Raw genomic sequence first — 17,999 nt, 5'->3', positions numbered from 1 at the left:
CGAAGAGGCATTCTCTTCAGACATATAAGGAGGCAAGACATGAAAACCATTGGAGTTATCGGAGCGGGTGTAATGGGCCGCGGCGTAGCACAGAGTTTTGCGCAAGCAGGGCATAAGGTGATCTTGGTGGACATCAGCGAAGAAGTGCTGGATACAGCCGCAGAGGAAATCTACAACCAGATTCGTATGCTGATGCTGTTCAAAAAAGTGGAGGGGCTTGAAGCCCCCGAAATTATTCTGGAGCGAATTCATCGAACTACTTCTCTGGAGGAGCTTCGTGAAGCAGATATCATTGTGGAAAATGTAAATGAACAATGGGAAGTGAAAAAGGAGGTGTATGTCCAGATTGATCCGATTTGCCAGGAGGATTGCATTTACCTGGTAAACACATCCTGTATCTCCATTACGAAAATTGCAGCACTTACGAAACGGCCTGATCGGGTCATCGGCACTCATTTTATGAATCCGGTACCTCTTAAATCTGCTGTTGAAGTGATCAAGGGAATGGATACATCCGAGCAGACGATCGAAGTGGTGACAGAACTCCTCTCATCCATTGGCAAAGAGACTATTTTGGTCAACGATTATCCGGGCTTTGTTTCGAACCGTATTTCACATCTATTTATGAATGAGGCCGCTTTTGTGCTTCAGGATCAGGTAGCATCTGCCCGTGAAGTGGATGATATTTTTGTGAAATGTTATGGACATACGATGGGACCGCTGGAGACGGCTGACTTGATTGGTCTGGATACCGTTATGGATTCGCTTGATGTACTGTATGAAAGCTATCAGGACCCCAAGTTCCGCTGCTGTCCGCTGCTCAGAAAGATGGTGCATGCGGGCCGAACAGGCAGAAAGTCAGGAGAAGGCTTCTACAGTTACTAATACACTGATGAATTCACATTGTGAACTATTAATGGCATAACCCATTACGAATGGACTCCATTAAATCGTCGTTTTCTTTGCTTCAAAAATAAATGGAATGAGAGAAAGGGAGTTATCCGAATGAAAGAAGTTAAAAATGAAGTTCGCGAAATGGAAGAAGTTAAAAGTGAAGTTCTTAAGATGGAAGAAGTTAAAGGTAAAGTTCGCAAATTTTTAGGGCGTTTTTTCAAAAAGCATGAGCTTCAAGATCATGAAGATATTTTTGCCCTGGGTTTTGTAAATTCCCTGTTTGCCATGCAGCTCGTGATGTTTTTGGAAAAAGAATTCTCCATCCGTGTCGACAATCAGGATTTGGACCTGCAGAACTTCAAATCGATTAATGCCATTACGGAACTGATCGAGAGCAAAATGGTGAGTTCCTGATTCCGATATGCTGTCTAACGATATTTCACCAATAGGAGGTTAGCGCGTTGAAAATGGAATTGAACGAGCAGCAGCTTCGCTGTAAGCAGGAGGCTGCCTCATATACGAACCAGTATGTTATCCCCTACGCGGCTTTTCATGATCGGGAAGAAAGGCTTCATCCTGAAGTGATTGAATCGTTGAAATCTTCAGGTTATCTAGGCTCCATGATTCCGAAGGAATATGGCGGGCTGGGTCTTGATCCGATATCAGTTGGTGTGCTGAATGAGGAGATTGGACGAGGCTGTTCGTCTGTACGAAGCCTGCTCACCGTGCATGGTATGGTTGCCATTGCCATTTTGAAATTTGGATCTGAACAGATGCGTTCCCACTGGCTTCCGCGGCTGGCATCAGGTGAGGTTCTCGGCGCTTTTGGACTTAGTGAACCGGGTATCGGGAGTGATGCGAAAAGCATTGAAACGCAGGCCGAACCGGAGGAGGATAACTACCGCCTGAACGGCAGGAAGAAATGGATTACGATGGGGCTCATAGCGGATGTGTTCCTGATCTTTGCCCAAGTGAATGATAAACCTACGGCATTTCTGATTGAACGGAAGAGCCCGGGATTTGGCGTACAGCCTATACAGGGCATGCTGGGGGTTAAAGGTTCGATGCTGGCTGAGCTGCATCTGGAGGACTGCCGGGTCGCCAAAGACAGCATGTTAGGCCGGCCGGGAATGGGCGTATCCATGGTTGCGCTGCACTGTTTGGATTATGGACGTTATACCGTAGCATGGGGCTGTGTTGGGCTTGGTCAGGCATGTCTGGAGGCTTCCTTAAGCCATGCTGGCAGCCGCCAACAGTTCGGGGTGCTTTTACAGGATAATCAGCTGATTCAGAAGATGCTTACCGAGATGATCGTCGAAGTCAAGGCAGCACGGCTTCTGTGTTATCAGGCCGGATATTTAAAAGAGGTGATGGACCCCGATTCCATCATGGAGACATGGACAGCGAAATATCATGCAGCAGACATGGTCAACAAGGCGGCGCACCGGGCGGTGCAGATTCTTGGGGCCAAAGGCTGCAGCACCGAGTCTCCGGTTGAACGCTTCTACCGCGATGCCCGGGTGAACGAAATCATAGAAGGCACGACACAGATGCATGAGATGGTTATTGCTTCATATGCTGCAAGCACCCACCAATCCGTACAAGAGGAGGCTGTACATTCATGAAAAAAATCAAATGTGTCATTTGGGACCTGGACCATACGATCTGGAACGGAATTTTGCTGGAAGATGAAGAGGTTACGCTGAAGGACAATATTGCCGAAGTGATCCGCACACTTGATGCGCGTGGAATTCTGCAATCGATCGCCAGCCGTAACGAGCACGATCTCGCTATGGCTAAACTCGAGCAGTTTGGGCTGCGCGAATATTTCATCTATCCGCAGATTAACTGGAATGCCAAATCCCGGTCCGTCAAAACAATTGTCGAGGCTATCAATATCGGTATGGACACGATTGCCTTTATAGATGATCAGCCGTTTGAGCGGGAGGAGGTACTGTACTCCCATCCGGAGGTGCTGTGCATAGACGCACTTCATTACCTTGAGATCACCCAGATGGAGGAGATGAATCCACGTTTTATTACCGAGGATTCTGCACTGCGCCGTCAGATGTATATGAACGATATTGTTCGCAACGAGAAGGAAGAGTCCTTCGACGGTACGCAGGATGAGTTTCTTGCTTCCCTCGGGATGATCTTTACCATCTCGGAAGTGAAGGAGGGAGATCTGCAGCGTGCGGAGGAACTGACGGTACGAACTCACCAGTTGAACGCTACCGGATACACCTATTCATATGAGGAACTGGACGAGTTCCGTTATTCGCCGCGCCACAAACTGCTCATTGCCGGGCTTGAAGATAAATATGGTACGTACGGGAAGATTGGTCTGGCACTGCTCGAGCTGAACGAAGAGATTTGGACGCTCAAGCTGCTGCTGGTATCGTGCCGGGTCATGTCGAGAGGCGCGGGCACGCTGCTGCTCCACCATGTTATGCGCATGGCCAAGGATGCAGGGGTTCGACTGCAGGCCGAGTTTGTGTCTACAGACCGTAACCGGACCATGATGATTACGTATAAATTTGCCGGATTCCAGGAAATTGAGCAAAAGGATAATTTCTATCTGTTTGAGAGCGACCTGAGCGTGATTCAGGATCAGCCTTCATATGTATCCCTGGAAGTCACTGCATAAACCAATCCTATAAGCGAGGTGTTCCTTTTATGGAAAAAATAGCATTTCTATTCCCTGGCCAAGGCTCCCAATATGTAGGCATGATGAAAAACTTCTTTGATCAATTTGAGATTGCGAGACGAACTTATGAAGAGGCCAGCGATATCCTCGGCTTAGATCTGGCCAAGATGAGTTTCGAAGGCAGTTTGTTTGATCTGAATAAACCGTCAAACATGCAGCCCGCGCTGCTTACGGCAAGTGTGACTGCATATCGAGTATACATGGAGGAGATTGGCATTACCCCGCAATTTTGTGCAGGTCACAGTTTGGGTGAATATGCAGCACTGACCTGCTCTGGGGCGATGGCATTTGGTGACGCGGTTCGGATTACGAAGCGGCGGGGGGAATTGACCGAACGGGTCGCTGAAGAGAGCGACGGGGCCATGACGATTATTGACGGGGCAAACGAAGAGATGATTCGTAAAGCTTGTGAGCAGGTTTCATCCGATACAGCCTGGTCTGCAATCTCTTGTTACAATGCCATGAGTCAGTATGCAATTTCGGGTCATCAAGACTCGATCGAACAGGTGGAAACGATCTTGCTGGAGCAGGATGCACAGACAACCCCGCTGATGATGAGTGCGCCATTTCACAGCCGCTTGATGGAGTCTGCAGGTGAGCAGCTTGGCGCTGCACTCGCTGATTACCGTTTCCATCCTTTTAAATGGCCGGTTGTGTCCAATGTCACAGCGAGTCCATATACCGAGGCTTCTCGCATTCCCGGATTACTGCAAAGACAGCTGTCCGAGCCGGTGAAATGGACCCAGACGATGCAGTATCTGAAGAAACACGGGGTGACATTAACCATTGAACTTGGCCCCAAAAATGTACTGAGCGGGCTGGTAGAGTTGGACAAACTCGGCATGAAATCGTTTGCTTATGGGCAGAAAGAGGACAGAAAAGCGCTCAAGACACTGCTGGAGCAGGCAGTTGTATCCAGGCCAAGACCGACCGTAGTGACCAAGTGTATGGCTGCTGCTGTAGCTACACCGAACCGCAATTGGAATCAGGACGAGTATCAGAAAGGTGTCGTGGAACCTTACAAACGGATCCAGCAGCTTCAGGAAGAACTTGAGGCTGCCGAAACCGCGCCAACGACAGAACAAATGAAGCAGTCTCTGGAATGGCTGGGGACAATCTTTGAAACGAAACAGGTGGATCAGGAGGAGCGTGAGGACTGGTTCCACCAGATCCTTGATGAAACAGGACAATATTATCTGTGGACCGATCATAAAGTGACTACAGCTTAAACGAATTCAAACTAGGGTGTGTCTGAAAATGCTCACGCCCTAATCACCGGCCGGTATGATGATGTGCTCGGGCATGTGACATACCGGTCTATTATGTATTCGAGGTGAGATCATGGATATCCATCTGCTCAATATTATGATGTCGAGCGACAAGTTCAAGGAAGAACGAACCTATTGGCAGGACAAACTTGCAGGCGATATTCAGATCGCAAAAGCTTTGGAACGAATGGGCCCGCTGGCTGATCATGCCGATAGTTCAACAGCAAACGTATACTCGCAATCTATCCCTCACGAATTATCCGTCAGACTAATCCATATGAGCGGCGGTTCAAACCTGGCGTTATATATACTGCTTCTAACCGGATTTCAGCATCTGCTGTACCGCTATTCCGGAATCCCTGATCTGCTTATAGGTATGCCTCTAACCTTGGAACAGGCTGAAGAGCTTGATCAATCTCACCTGCTCGCGATCCGTGGTAAGGCCGATGGTAATGCTTCCTTCAGAGAACAGGTGCTGCATGTAAAATCCGAGGTCATGTCTGCACGGACCTACTGGCATTTTCCTTTTGACAAAATAGCCGAGAAGCTTGGACGCCTCCCAGAGGAAAGTAGGCTGCAGACTGCTGTATATATGAAAGGAATTCATGCAGAACCCGCAGCTGATTCCGAGCTGCGCACCGTTCTTGAAATAGAGCGAACCGATCAGCAGATTGAGATCCATCTTCACTACCAGGGAAGACCTGTGGAACCGAGCCAGTCTGAGCGTTTATGTTCCCATTACATACGGCTGCTCGAACAAGCAGTACAATCACCGGATGAGTCTATGTTTCCCCTCCAGCTGCTTTCAACAGAGGAAGAGCTTGAGATCATGGAGTGGAATCAAGGGGCATTTACTTTCGCGAGTGCAGAGCGTTCCATAATCTCCAGGTTTCAGGAGCAGGTCAACAGAACGCCTGAACAGATAGCGATAATAGATGGAGAACGGCAGATCACTTATCTTGCATTGGACCGGCAGTCCAACCAGTTGGCCCGTCTGCTGATGAGCACTGGGGTTACCTCAGGTACGATGGTACCCGTAATGATGGATAACTCCATCGAGCTGATCTTGACTATACTGGCTGTTTTCAAGTTAGGTGCAGTGTATATTGCGCTGCACCCGGAATATCCAGCTGCACGGATACGCCGCATTCTTGAAGAAACTGAAGCGGGTGTTCTCATTACAGGGCGGATGGAGGAGAGCGGGCTGCACACATGGGCAGATACCGCTCAGAGCTTATCTTCAACAGTGGACATTATCCATCTGCAGGATACATCCTGGACCGGACAAGATGAGAGTGCATTGGAATACGAGGGTGACCTTGGTGACCTGGCCTATGTTCTGTATACTTCCGGTTCGACGGGCCAGCCCAAAGGGGTTGTTGTAGAACATCGCAGCTTGAGTGCTTACGTAAATGCGTTCCAGGCCGAATTTCAATTGAGACCAGGGGACCGGATGCTGCAGCAGGCCGTCAGCACCTTCGATACGTATATGGAAGAGGTATTTCCTGCGCTGACTGCCGGTGCATCTTTGGTCGTTGTTGATCGGCAGCAGCTGCTGGATATACACGGGTTGGTCGATCTGCTGGACAGCTGTGAAATCACACATGTGTCGACCACCCCTCATATTTTGCGAGAACTGAACCGGATGCCTCGGCTGCGGACTGTGCGAACATTCATCAGCGGCGGAGATGTATTAAAGATGGCAGATATCGACCAGCTGCTCACGTATGGAGATGTATACAATACGTATGGACCAACCGAGACAACCGTATGTGCCCTTTACGAGAAACTTTCAGAATCATCTGTGGAACCAATCCCTGCAGGAAAGCCGATACAAGGTTATTTTGTCCATATCGCAGACCCACATGGCCGGATGCTGCCCGTCGGTGTACCCGGAGAAATTTGTATTTCAGGACCGGGGGTGGCACGGGGGTATTACAAGCTGCGTGAAATGACCAATCAGAAGTTTGGACGTTCTCCCTATGCTGAAGGAGAGCGAATGTTTCGCACAGGTGACATCGGAATGTGGAGTGCTGAAGGGCAGGTGCTGTTTCTGGGACGGCAGGATCATCAGGTGAAAATCAGAGGACATCGAATTGAACTAGTTGAAATTGAGCGCCATCTGGATCGCCATGCCTCTGTCAAGGAAAGTATTGTTATTCCGGTCGGAAGCAAAGGTGAAAAAACGCTGACAGCGTATCTGGTGTCGGAAAGTGAGCTGTATGTCTCGGAGATCCGGGGCTATCTGCGTTCATGCCTCCCGGAATATATGCTTCCGTCCAAGTATATTCGCATCACGCAAATCCCCCGAACGATTCACGGAAAGATTGATGTCCAGGAATTGATGAATCAGAAACAATCGTTGGAATCCGGTACGCTGTACTCCCCACCTGAGAGTGAACTGGAGCATCAGCTTGTACAGGTGTGGAGTGAACTGTTTCAGACAGAAAGTGTCGGCATAGACGATGACTTCTTTCAACTCGGAGGGCATTCCCTGTTGGTAATTCGCATGGAGATTGAATTAGAGAGGGTTGGACATCATGTGCAGCCTACCATGATATACGATCATCCTACCATCCGAGAGCTTGCTCGAGTACTGGAAGAGAGGAATGAGGCTGCACTGCAGCTTGGCGGGAATCACGATTCTTTGCAAGACTCCGGACCAGGTCAGTATTCCAAGACTCTTCTGACTAACGGGAATGGTTCAAAGACCGCAGGCACGTATGGGTACGTTCCATTTAACGACGTTTTTTTCAAAGTGTGCTTCTACAATTCATTGTTCCCAATCATTATGCAGCAGAAAAAAAGCATCTATCCATTTTTCATTCATCATGTGGATGAATATCTCTGGTCTGACCATCAGCAGTTTATCGTGAACGGATGGATCATGTGCAGGAACGACACGGACATTTTGGAGGAACTGGGTGTCGGATTCGAAACGAAAGTCATCAGTGAGGATATTATTCAGGATGTCGAACAATCTCTTCTGGACGCCAGACCGGTTATTATCTGGGTGGATGCTTATTATGCCTCCATTCGAACGGATGCCTATCTGAAAAAGCATATTCCGCATACCTGGCTGATTTATGCTGTAGATCCCCTGAACCAAACATTTACGATCATGGAACACAAGCATCACGACAACCTGTCCTATGAAGAGAAAACGATCAGTTATCAAGATCTGAAGGACAGTTATGCGGGATATATCCAACAATTCAACATGGAAGCTCATACATTTTATTCATTTCATAATCGGCACCAGCCTGCACTGCATCAGCTGCATGCTTCACCTGAACAACTGGACCACTATTGGCAGACGTATGCAGACCATCTGGAGAGAGAAGAGGCTCGGGTGGACAGCAGCCTGGAACGACTTGAGCAGAGTGCAGACGCGTTTGAGAATCTGGTCCATAATCCGGACAGTCTGTTCTCAGCTGCAGAGGAATGGGTAACGGCACTGCACAAACTGGTTAATGCCAAAAAAGCAGAGCTGTACCGCTGTGCCCAGCTGACTGGTTCAGGTTCTCCGCTGACGGTGATCCGCGAACAGATTACAGCCGAGTGGAGCAGTATTCGAGCAGTACTGGCCAAGTACGTATTAACTTCCACGTATAAACCGTCATCCTTTCATAAACTGCCTGAGATATACAGACGTATAGCTGTGCTTGAACGCGAATTTTACGACAAGGTGTCAAGCACACCTGCGATAGGGAGGTTCTGAATGAGCGGAATGATAACGGTGGAGCAGCGAATCCTCCAGGCTGTCGATAAAATTATGGCATGCGGTACCCCTATCCCGATGGATCAGACGTGGTTCGAACTGGGTGTGAATTCAATTGATTACATCAAAATTATGGTTGAGATCGAAAATGAATTGGACGTGGAAATAGATGATGAGCGTCTGGCTTATGGACCATCCGAGTTGATTGGAGACTTCAGGGATTATGTTGTAAGTCTGATTAAAGGAGAGTCTGGACATGAAACGGACTAAACGATGGACTCATCTTTGGTTCCGCCTCTCTGTACAGCTGCCCGTGGCTGCGCTTCTGGTTATCGGTCTGACCGCAGCGATTCTGGTGACACTTGCCATGCAGTTTCATACGACCTCTTATCTGCGCAGTGAGAAAGCAAGCGCATATGCAGATGTGAATGCCCTGCCTGATGAAGGTAAGACCGTTCGAATTGAGGCAGCATTTACAGAACTGCCTCATGCGGGTCTGCAGGAAGGAGATGTTCTCATCTGGTATACGGAGGAACAGGGAAAGCGGTATGCAGCCGAGATTGTGAGTGTGATCACAGATCTGGACACCAGCATCATCCAGGTTACTGCCGAAGGAGCCTGGAATGAAGAATTGCAGGAGCGTATACATGCTGCTAGCGCAGCAGAAATTCCGATTATTACGGAGGTACAATCCCAGAGCCGAACCGTATTTGAGAGCTGGATCTCCTAGAGGAGGAAGGTATGGGGAAGAATACTTTAAAGGAAGGTATGGGGAACATTTTAAAGGAAGGTACGCGGAATATTTCAAAAGAAAATACGGGGAATATCTCATTAGGCAGGCGGGTGCGCCCATTTGTTAAACCCTACCGGATTAGTTTGATCACAATGCTGTTCTGCGAGTTGATTATGGTCCTTGTAGATCTGATTGGGCCGCTTATATTTGCAGTTATGATTGACGAAGTGTTCTATCATCGGAATCTTCATTTCTTTGGTTATGTGATTTTGACGTATATTGCATTGTACTTGGGTGTTCGGGCACTAAGCTGGATCATCAAATCCATCTGGATCTATTTAAATGTAAAGTTTCTGTTTGATATTCGGAGAAAACTGTTTGATCGTATCCTGCATTTTAAGGCATCCAACTATGAGAAAGCCAAAACAGGCGATCTGATTACACGTCTCACCAGCGATGCGGAATCGATCATGCAGTGGATCGAAGTCATGATTTTTGAAATGGCTGCACCGCTAACCAAATTGTTGATTTCGTATGTGTTTTTATTCTACCTCAATCCGTATATTGCGCTGGCTATGATGGTACTGGTGCCTGTTTCGGTATGGGTGTCCCAATATTTCAATCGTAAAATGACCAGGCAGCAAACCGTTTTACGCGGGAAGTACGGGCACTTTGTCAGTTGGATGCTGGAAATGCTCCAGGGCATGAGGGATATCCGTCTTTTAGGAAGTGGGAAAAGAGCTTCTCTGCTGTTCGCCGGGCAGAGTGCAGATGTCATTCGACTGGACAACCGGACAGAGGTCATGAAGTGGATGTCTACCCGTTCGAATGCATTTATATTTTTGCTGTCCGATCTGTGCATTTATGCTGTTGCAGGAGTGCTTATCGTGCAGGGGCAGCTGACTGCAGGCATCTTTGTTGCCATTATGTCCTATCTGAGCAAGAACAATCAGTCCATGATGATGATCTATGAGGCGGTTGTGAACCTTCCCAAACTAACAGTACAGTCGCACAAAGTATTTGATCTCCTGGAGGAAGAAGTAGAGCGGACAGATGGCCATCCCGAACTGGATCTGCAGCATGGAGAAATTTCCTTCGCGCAGGTGCGGTTCCGCTATGAAAATGGACCTCGTGTGCTGGATGGTCTTGATCTACATGTCGGTGCCCGGGAGTCGGTTGCCCTCGTAGGAAAAAGCGGCTCAGGAAAAACAACGCTTGTGAATATGCTGCTTGGTTTCTACACCCCCGAGGAAGGAGAAATCCGGATTGGCGGCAGGCCGATCGGACAATATACACTGACGTGTCTTCGCAAACGTGTAGGCATTGTGCAGCAGGAGTCCATTCTGTTTAATGAGAGCATTCGTTACAACCTGCTGCTGGGCAGTGCACATGCAGATGATGAGCAGCTGTGGGAGGCTTGTGACCAAGCCTATATCGGGGATTTTATTCGTTCGCTTCCGGAAGGGCTGGACACCCAGCTCGGAGCAGGGGGGATGGAGCTGTCAGGAGGACAAAAACAGCGCTTGTCCATAGCCCGCATCTTTTTGAAGCAGCCTTGTTTGATTATATTTGATGAGGCAACATCAGCACTGGATTATGAGGCCGAACAAGCTATTCAGCAGTCTTGGCAGCACTTGAGCAGAGACCGGGCTTCCATTATCATTGCTCACCGTCTGTCTTCTATATTGAATGCAGACCGGATCGCGGTACTGCATGAAGGACGTATTGTGGCCGAAGGTACACACGGATACTTGTTGGAGAACAGTGAGCACTACCGTGAACTGTTTGTAGAAGATTTCATTCGGAAGGAGGGGATGATGTCTTGATGAAGACACCTGCCTCTTCCCGCTACTCGCTTTTCAGGAAAATTCGACCCTTCATCCGTAATGCCAATCGTCAAATATGGATTCTTGGATCTTTGAAACTGGCTTTGACTGTCATTGCACTTATGATCCCTTATCTGTACAAGCTGCTGATTGACCATGTTATGATTGGGCGTGATCTGGGGGTACTGCCTTATATTTTAGGGGGTTATCTCGGCCTGTTTGCACTGGAGACAGCAGCCACCGGTCTTCAAACGATGTACAGAAACCGTCTGCTCGGGCGGACCAAACTTGATCTGCAGCTGGGCATGTGGAAACGCCTGCTTCGGATGAAGCCGGCCTCCTATGAGAGCTATCGCACGGGGGATTTGAAGAACAGATTAGACGGTGACGTTACACTGGTTAAAGATTTTATCTTCCTGCATCTGATTGATTATACGTTCAAATGGATCAGTGTAGGCGCCTATGCCGTTATTTTGCTGTCTTTAAATTGGAAGATGGCTCTTTTCGGTTTTATTATGCTCCCCGTGTCTTTTATCATTAGTACCCGGCTGGGCAAACGGGCGAAGATGCTGGTATCCGAATTTCGTCAGACTACCGGAGAGTACGAGACATGGATTTCGAACAGTTTCAGGCACTGGAAAGAAATTAAGGCCCTGAATATGCAGCGGAAAGAGTCTATCCGATTTGTAGGCTTTTGGAAGCGATTCAGCAGGATCAAGTTTCGCCACCTGGCCTATACGTACGCCAACGAACTGTATTATACGTTCCAGGATGATTTTATTAACAAGATGAATTTATATTTTATCGGGGGATTGTTAATTTTTCAGGGTGAGCTGACGATTGGCGGGCTGCTTGTCTTCCTCACCTATTACCAGCAGATGATTAACAATATTAACGAAATTAATACTTCGAATGTACAGCTTCATGACAGTACCCCGTCCATTGAACGTATCGTGGAACTGCTTGAACTTCCAATAACCTATGAGAGGAAAGTGGAGGTACTGCCGCCATTCCAGGGACATTTTGAATTTAAAAATGTCTCTTTTCGTTATCCGAATAACCCTGAAGTGGTCCTGAACGGGCTTGATCTGAACATTAAACCTGGAGAATATACAGCTATTGCAGGTCGAAGCGGATCAGGGAAAAGTACGCTGATTAAACTGATCTTGGGACAATATGAAGTACAGCAGGGTGCAGTTCTTGTAGACGGAGTACCTGTGGAGGATGTGGGATCAGGGTATCTTCATCGTCATATTGGTGTGGTTATGCAGGAGAACACACTATTCAATATGTCTATTCTCGATAATCTCAGGCTGGTTCGGCCCCGGGCCTCAGAAGAAGAGATTCGTGAAGTCTGCCGAATGGCCTTGATTGACGAATTCATTGAAAGTCTGCCGGATCAGTATCATACGATGCTGGGAGAATCAAGTATTAATCTGTCCGGAGGACAGAAACAGCGACTCGCGCTGGCAAGGGTGCTCCTGACCAAACCGCAAATGCTCATTCTGGATGAAGCGACATCGGCACTCGATAATGATGCTGAAAGGAAGGTTAATGAGGCTGTTCGTGAGATTGCAGACTCCATCACCGTGCTGGTTATCGCTCATCGTTATTCCGCCATTCAGGATGCAGAGCGCGTCATCGTGCTGGACCAGGGTGAGATTGCAGCTGACGGAACTCATATGGAGTTGGCCGGACGGCACGAAATATATGACTTATTGTTTCGAGATCAGCGTCAGGGAATTGGCTCTATGACTACATGATTCAGGTTTTTATATTTTCAGGAGGTGCAGCACATGACCATTTACTGTCCACTGCGTTTGGATGAACATTACAACAATAATGGCTTCAGTTATCCCGGTACCGGGAATATCGGAAATTTCACGACATTTGGATCATCGTATCCGGCGGATGAACTGGCTGATCAAGGAAATATGCAGTGGAAGGATGTCCCTTTCGTTTTCCCTGACAGCACGCAGCGGTTTAACAACATCGAACTGGAGAGCCAGCGCATTCAAGTGCCGGATGGTGAGTACACTGCATTGTATATTTTGGGTGCGGCAGATAATGGATCATATCATGAATTTATTTACTTTGAGCGGAACGAAGAACGGGTAGGGAAGGCTTCTCTTGCACTGACGAATTGGACCGAAACGACCGCCAAGTTCAAGGAAGAGATGATGCATCGTTTTCGCGGCATGTATACCCAAAAAGGGGCACTGCTTACCTCGGTACATCCGATCATCTGGTTTCAGCAAATCCAGCTAGAGGAAGCACTATGTTTTGACACAATGATCATGTCGGACAATCCATGTATGCATATCTTCGCATTGACACTGGGAAAGGAGCGATCTGAATGAATATTCAACCGAGGGAAAGCAGTACAGAAGGCGAAGATTGTTTTACGCTCTGTGTGAGCAGTATTCTGAATTATAAAGAGTTCAGTCCTTTTTTGGCCGTGTGGAAGCAGTGCGGCTTATTGTATTCCGAGGACCCTGAGCGGGGGACTCCGAAGCTGGCACCAAGCTACATGACCGTGGAGCAGGAGTTACGACACATCCATCGGATCGATCTTCAAATTCGAAGAGAACATGATCAGACTGACGTGGTTAAGCAGATCATGACACATCTCCATCAAAATGAACCTGTCATTGTATGGGTGGATGTATTTTATCTGCAGTACAATTCACTGTACCAGGTGATGCATTCGGCACACTGTATTGTGCTCTCGGAATATGCGGACGGGAAATTCGGTTTTATTGATGATTTCTATCATCTGAAGGGAAATATGGATGAGCAGGACTTGATTCAGGCACTTGATCTGGGAATGACACCACTCATCCGTGAGGGGACACGGTTCCGTTATGCGACACTGGATATTACAGATGCTGTCCGGAAAGTTCCGGAACGAGATTTCTATGCAATGCTTCATCACAATCAGACGATTCTGGGTGGAGAGTCCGAAGAACTGCGCAGTCAGAGTGGTTGGCAGGAGTTGGTTCGTCCGCTTGCGGGCATTGCAGCGATTGAGCGGTACGTGCAGTCTACACGCAGCTATATGGAACACGTGACGGAACTGACGGAAGAATTCCTCGATAATATGTATAGTGATTTGGCAGGGATCAGCAACAATCGATATCTGTATGGACACTTCCTCAGGGAAGGGATCCCACATGACCCCGAACTGTCCAAACTGATCGACAACTATGATTATGCTGCCCAGCGGTGGAATCTGGCAGCGAATATGACGCTGAAAAGCCTCTATCAAAACGTTGATCGGCGCCATCAGATGTTAAATCGGGCCCTGGGCAAAGTGCAGGAGATCATCGCTATTGAACATCAAGCGTGTGAAATGGGGAAATCTCTGGTCGCCAATTCGGGCTTCAGTATGATGTCCTGATACCCAAAAAACCGTGAAAGCAGAAGCCTGCTCTCACGGTTTTTTTATGCCGTCGTATCCACTATCCTTTGTTCAGGATTTGTTTTCGTGACTGCATTCTCAGATAAATTTGCGAAAAGATAACGGATGCGAGTCCGACCACAGTCATGCCCCCGAATATATAGCCGTATGCCGAAGACAAAGGCAGGTTCTGCATGGCAGTCAAAGCAACGCCAGTCACAGCAACGCTGAATGCACCGCTGAAAAATTGACTGAGCTGGAACAGTCCCATACCTGCGCCCACCTGATCCATGGACAGATTGCCCGACAATTCGTTGGATACGCTGGTCGTCAAGGAAGAGAACCCGACGCTGAGCAGCATATATATAACCATGATGGCGTAGATGCTTTGGTCTGCCAGCAAAGCGAACAGTCCGGCAGCAGCCAGCAGCAGCCAAGGTGCGAATTTCAGGAGCAGCGTATTGCCATGACGGTCAATCATGCGGCCAATCCGGTTGGACAGCAGCATAGATATGAGTGCACCCGGGAAAATGACGAGTCCTGACTGTGCAGGGGTCAGCCCATAGAGATGCGCCAAAACTTGCGGCAGCAGGAACAGAGTAGCGAAGTTGTTAATGTACGATACGATGCCCAGCGAGCTGAGAATCATATATTTTTTGTCTTTGAACAGTGCCGGCTGCACAAACGGATCGGCCGCGCGGCGAATACGGAACCAGAACAGCAGCAGTGCGCTTACCCCGACGATCAGTGTAACGGCCTGCCGGGAGGTCAGGAATAACAGAATACCGGTTGTACCGATCGCGAGCAGGACGGCGCCAAGCAGGTCAAAAGAACCCTTTTGCGGCATCTCCCGAGGCAGCAGTCTGTAGAAAACTGGAATTAAAAACAGCGTTAACCCTGTAACGATAAACAGATCATGCCATCCCAAAAACTGTGTGATGCTGCCGCCAAGTACCGGACCAAGTCCAAGACCCAGCGAACTGGCAGACATGATGACAGCCATTGATTTGCCCCGGCGTTCGTTCGGAATGTAGCGGGTAATCAGCACAATGGCAAGTCCTGGAACCGAAGCCGCGCCTGCTGCTTGAACGAGACGGGCAATGAGCAGAAGAATAAAGTGGTCACTGAAAAATCCCAATACCGAGGCAGTTCCAAGCAGTGTAAGTCCAGTGGTAAACAAGGTGCGGATCGGCACAAAATCGGATAAACGGGAGAACGTAATTGAAGAAATCGCAAATACAATGGAGTATCCTGTAACAATCCAGGAAGAAGCGACGGAAGTCAGCTTGAATGCAGCGGCAATTTGTGGCAGGGCCAGATTGAACATCATCGTATTCATTACGACAAGTACAACGGTAAAGCCCAGCAGTCCAACGATCAATCCTTCCTGTATTCCTGTCCGTTCCATCGGTGATGCAGCTGCGGTGTTATTCATAAAAACCTCCTATCATGATGTGCATTTCGCAACATTTCAGAAACGGTTTGTAACATTTACAAAATGGTGTATAATGTCAGTCCCTGTGCTGTACAGCAAGGGATACATTCGAAATGATGTAAGTTCGATTGGTGTCGAACATTAGAAATATATCATGAACTTATGTTAGAATACAATGCATAGACTGAAAAAGGGAGACTGCCGTATGAAAATTTTACATCATCCCCAGGCAGCCGATATCGAGCTTTCCTCCGTGCTGTATGCGCTCAGTGATCCGACCCGGCTGGGGATTGTAGAGGAAGCGGCGAGAAGCGGGGAACAGCCGTGCAGTCATTTTCATGCCCGTGTTGTGAAATCAACGATGTCGCACCATATCCGCACGTTACGGGAAGCGGGTGTGATTCGGGTCAGAATACAGGGTACACAGCATTTTATCACACTGCGATCGGAGGATCTGGAAGCGCGTTTTCCAGGGCTTCTGCAGTCTATACTTCAAGCCGCGGCACAGATTAGTGCAGATTCATCAGAGTGAATGTCCTTTCCTCTATAGGAAGAAGGGGCATTTTTGTATTGTTGGATAGATGAGTGCAATTGACTCCATATTGACTTGATAAAAGATCGCTCCTGATGCGACATTCTATGTCGTCCCAATGCCTCTATAATGATGGTGAACAAAAACACATAAACCCTATTGAAAAGAGGTTCACAATCATTGGCTAAAACAAAAAGAGGTCGCGTGCTGTGGAGTCTTCCGTCCAGAGGACGGGGAACATGTCCAATATGCAGGAGTACCCGGATTAAATTGTTGTATACACAAACGAAAACCGACGGTACAAGTCTGAAAGTCTGCAAAGGCTGCTCCAAAGCCGCGCAGTCCAGAGTCGATATGGCGGAAGCTAACGCTTAGCGCAGAAGCAGATAATTTTTATAAGTGAAAGATCATAGTTTCCATCCGTCCAGCCTGTTCTTCGGAACAGGCTGTGGCTTTTTGATATAATACAAAAAAGTAGCGTTGGAATGATTCAGGGGGTGATATCGCTTGAGCAGCATGCATCGGATTCATTGGTTTGACGAACAGATTCGAAGCGGGCGTTTTCCGAACAGCGGCAGCCTTGCACGACAATTTGAAATTTCTCGGCGTCAAGCCCAGCGTGATATTGAATATATGGTGAATACGCTGCGTGCTCCCTTAATGTATGCAGCCAAGTACCGCGGGTATTGTTACGAGGATCAGACGTTCCGGCTGCCGCACTTATACATGACGGAGGAGGAGCAGCGTGTCCTGAAGTATCTGGCCTATCGTTATCGGCACTATGACTATGATCAGTCGGATGCGGTGAAGCGGGTAGCGCATTTGCTGGAACGTTTTACGGCGGAGGAGCATCTTCTTGATCAACAGCAGTTCCCGGTATTTGCGGCACAGCCGAGGCAGCTGCAGTGGTTTGAATTGTTGACTCATGCCGCTGCCGATGCCCGAAAGACACATATTTATTACAAGGATCATGAGGGAGAGCATCAGATCACCTTTTGTCCTGTGAAGATAACCTCTCAGTTTAATGCAGATTACGTTGTTGGTTATGAGACAGACCCGCTGCTGCAGACAGCAATACGGCTTGAGAGCATAGTTCAGCTGAAAGTGCTGGATGAACACTTTGAATGCAGTCAGGATGCATGGATCAGCAGTTGGGAAGATGCACTGCCTGTACGGAAACCGTTTACAGCGCAGATTCGTTTTCATGAAGCGCAGCGATCAGAGCAGTGGCAGGGATATCGTATTCGGGAGCAGCAGGGACAGATTTGCTGGATCGAATTTTATGATGCGGACGTGTTCCTGCAGCATCTGTATGCTTCGGAATGGGAGGAGCTGATCTCCCCAGGATGGCTCAGACGCAAGCTTATGAAACGGACGGAAGAGATTGCGCAGCGGCTGAGCATACAGCATCAAGCAGAGAAAGAATAAGGATCGCATCTTAGAGGTTTTTAGAAGAAGGCTGGTTATTGTTCTGGATTGTCAT

16 protein-coding genes are annotated in these 17,999 nt (G+C 48.2%); 15 read left to right on the top strand and 1 reads right to left on the bottom strand.

Annotation, left to right across the window (positions count from 1 at the left end; genetic code table 11):
- Positions 1-39 precede the first annotated feature (39 nt).
- The 12 genes from MKY97_RS25025 to MKY97_RS24970 all read left to right on the top strand — a co-directional run bounded on the left by MKY97_RS25025 (position 40) and on the right by MKY97_RS24970 (position 14,549).
- Positions 40-885, top strand: coding sequence for a 3-hydroxyacyl-CoA dehydrogenase NAD-binding domain-containing protein (locus tag MKY97_RS25025; RefSeq protein WP_342552910.1), 846 nt, complete (start codon positions 40-42; stop codon positions 883-885).
- Between the two features lie 120 nt (positions 886-1,005).
- Complete coding sequence (locus MKY97_RS25020; RefSeq protein ID WP_342552909.1) at positions 1,006-1,308, top strand: phosphopantetheine-binding protein; 303 nt, start codon at positions 1,006-1,008, stop codon at positions 1,306-1,308.
- A gap of 53 nt (positions 1,309-1,361) precedes the next feature.
- Positions 1,362-2,519, top strand: coding sequence for an acyl-CoA dehydrogenase family protein (locus MKY97_RS25015; RefSeq protein WP_342556452.1), 1,158 nt, complete (start codon positions 1,362-1,364; stop codon positions 2,517-2,519).
- On the top strand, positions 2,516-3,541 hold the full coding sequence (locus MKY97_RS25010) for an HAD-IIIC family phosphatase (RefSeq protein ID WP_342552908.1): 1,026 nt from the start codon (positions 2,516-2,518) through the stop codon (positions 3,539-3,541). Before MKY97_RS25015 ends, MKY97_RS25010 begins: the two co-directional genes overlap by 4 nt.
- Positions 3,542-3,570: 29 nt before the next feature.
- Positions 3,571-4,830 carry an ACP S-malonyltransferase gene (gene fabD, locus MKY97_RS25005; protein ID WP_342552907.1) on the top strand — a complete coding sequence of 420 codons (1,260 nt, stop codon included), beginning with the start codon at positions 3,571-3,573 and terminating at the stop codon, positions 4,828-4,830.
- 112 nt (positions 4,831-4,942) lie between these two features.
- Positions 4,943-8,590, top strand: coding sequence for an amino acid adenylation domain-containing protein (locus MKY97_RS25000; RefSeq protein WP_342552906.1), 3,648 nt, complete (start codon positions 4,943-4,945; stop codon positions 8,588-8,590).
- Entirely contained in the window at positions 8,591-8,860 is a 270-nt protein-coding gene (locus tag MKY97_RS24995; protein ID WP_342552905.1) for an acyl carrier protein, read from the top strand. It begins immediately after the preceding gene.
- Positions 8,847-9,320 (top strand): hypothetical protein, encoded by a 474-nt coding sequence (locus tag MKY97_RS24990; protein ID WP_342552904.1) that lies wholly within the window; start codon positions 8,847-8,849, stop codon positions 9,318-9,320. The genes MKY97_RS24995 and MKY97_RS24990 overlap by 14 nt, the downstream gene beginning before the upstream one ends.
- Before the next feature lie 11 nt (positions 9,321-9,331).
- Complete coding sequence (locus tag MKY97_RS24985) at positions 9,332-11,149, top strand: ABC transporter ATP-binding protein (RefSeq protein ID WP_342552903.1); 1,818 nt, start codon at positions 9,332-9,334, stop codon at positions 11,147-11,149.
- The gene (locus MKY97_RS24980) at positions 11,149-12,912 is read left to right on the top strand and encodes an ABC transporter ATP-binding protein (RefSeq protein ID WP_342556451.1); all 1,764 of its coding nucleotides are present in this window, start codon (positions 11,149-11,151) and stop codon (positions 12,910-12,912) included. Before MKY97_RS24985 ends, MKY97_RS24980 begins: the two co-directional genes overlap by 1 nt.
- Positions 12,913-12,945: 33 nt before the next feature.
- Positions 12,946-13,509 (top strand): hypothetical protein, encoded by a 564-nt coding sequence (locus MKY97_RS24975; protein WP_342552902.1) that lies wholly within the window; start codon positions 12,946-12,948, stop codon positions 13,507-13,509.
- Positions 13,506-14,549 carry a BtrH N-terminal domain-containing protein gene (locus MKY97_RS24970; protein WP_342552901.1) on the top strand — a complete coding sequence of 348 codons (1,044 nt, stop codon included), beginning with the start codon at positions 13,506-13,508 and terminating at the stop codon, positions 14,547-14,549. Before MKY97_RS24975 ends, MKY97_RS24970 begins: the two co-directional genes overlap by 4 nt.
- Positions 14,550-14,610: 61 nt before the next feature.
- Here the strand turns inward: MKY97_RS24970 and MKY97_RS24965 are convergent, their stop codons facing one another.
- Positions 14,611-15,984, bottom strand: coding sequence for an MFS transporter (locus tag MKY97_RS24965; RefSeq protein ID WP_342552900.1), 1,374 nt, complete (start codon positions 15,982-15,984; stop codon positions 14,611-14,613).
- Between the two features lie 205 nt (positions 15,985-16,189).
- On the opposite strand from MKY97_RS24965, the gene MKY97_RS24960 reads away from it, so the two are divergent.
- The 3 genes from MKY97_RS24960 to MKY97_RS24950 all read left to right on the top strand — a co-directional run bounded on the left by MKY97_RS24960 (position 16,190) and on the right by MKY97_RS24950 (position 17,944).
- Positions 16,190-16,516 (top strand): helix-turn-helix transcriptional regulator, encoded by a 327-nt coding sequence (locus MKY97_RS24960; RefSeq protein WP_342552899.1) that lies wholly within the window; start codon positions 16,190-16,192, stop codon positions 16,514-16,516.
- A 180-nt stretch (positions 16,517-16,696) separates the two neighbouring features.
- Positions 16,697-16,891, top strand: a complete 195-nt coding sequence (locus MKY97_RS24955; RefSeq protein WP_342552898.1) for a hypothetical protein — start codon at positions 16,697-16,699, stop codon at positions 16,889-16,891.
- A 141-nt stretch (positions 16,892-17,032) separates the two neighbouring features.
- The gene (locus MKY97_RS24950) at positions 17,033-17,944 is read left to right on the top strand and encodes a WYL domain-containing protein (protein WP_342556450.1); all 912 of its coding nucleotides are present in this window, start codon (positions 17,033-17,035) and stop codon (positions 17,942-17,944) included.
- Positions 17,945-17,999: the final 55 nt, after the last annotated feature.

This window comes from Paenibacillus sp. FSL R7-0652, from assembly GCF_038595045.1.
Taxonomy (GTDB): Bacteria; Bacillota; Bacilli; order Paenibacillales; family Paenibacillaceae; genus Paenibacillus.
The sequence above is the reverse complement of the archived record's forward strand: the minus strand, read 5'-3'. Positions and strand labels throughout refer to the sequence as shown.

Excerpts from the sequence above, each read along its gene's own strand:
- fabD (WP_342552907.1), top strand. The coding sequence starts at position 3,571 with ATGGAAAAAATAGCATTTCTATTCCCTGGCCAAGGCTCCCAATATGTA.
- MKY97_RS24960 (WP_342552899.1), top strand. The coding sequence starts at position 16,190 with ATGAAAATTTTACATCATCCCCAGGCAGCCGATATCGAGCTTTCCTCC.
- MKY97_RS24975 (WP_342552902.1), top strand. The coding sequence starts at position 12,946 with ATGACCATTTACTGTCCACTGCGTTTGGATGAACATTACAACAATAAT.
- MKY97_RS24965 (WP_342552900.1), bottom strand. The coding sequence starts at position 15,984 with ATGAATAACACCGCAGCTGCATCACCGATGGAACGGACAGGAATACAG.
- MKY97_RS24985 (WP_342552903.1), top strand. The coding sequence starts at position 9,332 with ATGGGGAAGAATACTTTAAAGGAAGGTATGGGGAACATTTTAAAGGAA.
- MKY97_RS25000 (WP_342552906.1), top strand. The coding sequence starts at position 4,943 with ATGGATATCCATCTGCTCAATATTATGATGTCGAGCGACAAGTTCAAG.
- MKY97_RS24990 (WP_342552904.1), top strand. The coding sequence starts at position 8,847 with ATGAAACGGACTAAACGATGGACTCATCTTTGGTTCCGCCTCTCTGTA.
- MKY97_RS24970 (WP_342552901.1), top strand. The coding sequence starts at position 13,506 with ATGAATATTCAACCGAGGGAAAGCAGTACAGAAGGCGAAGATTGTTTT.
- MKY97_RS25020 (WP_342552909.1), top strand. The coding sequence starts at position 1,006 with ATGAAAGAAGTTAAAAATGAAGTTCGCGAAATGGAAGAAGTTAAAAGT.
- MKY97_RS24950 (WP_342556450.1), top strand. The coding sequence starts at position 17,033 with ATGCATCGGATTCATTGGTTTGACGAACAGATTCGAAGCGGGCGTTTT.
- MKY97_RS25025 (WP_342552910.1), top strand. The coding sequence starts at position 40 with ATGAAAACCATTGGAGTTATCGGAGCGGGTGTAATGGGCCGCGGCGTA.
- MKY97_RS25010 (WP_342552908.1), top strand. The coding sequence starts at position 2,516 with ATGAAAAAAATCAAATGTGTCATTTGGGACCTGGACCATACGATCTGG.
- MKY97_RS24995 (WP_342552905.1), top strand. The coding sequence starts at position 8,591 with ATGAGCGGAATGATAACGGTGGAGCAGCGAATCCTCCAGGCTGTCGAT.
- MKY97_RS24980 (WP_342556451.1), top strand. The coding sequence starts at position 11,149 with ATGAAGACACCTGCCTCTTCCCGCTACTCGCTTTTCAGGAAAATTCGA.
- MKY97_RS25015 (WP_342556452.1), top strand. The coding sequence starts at position 1,362 with ATGGAATTGAACGAGCAGCAGCTTCGCTGTAAGCAGGAGGCTGCCTCA.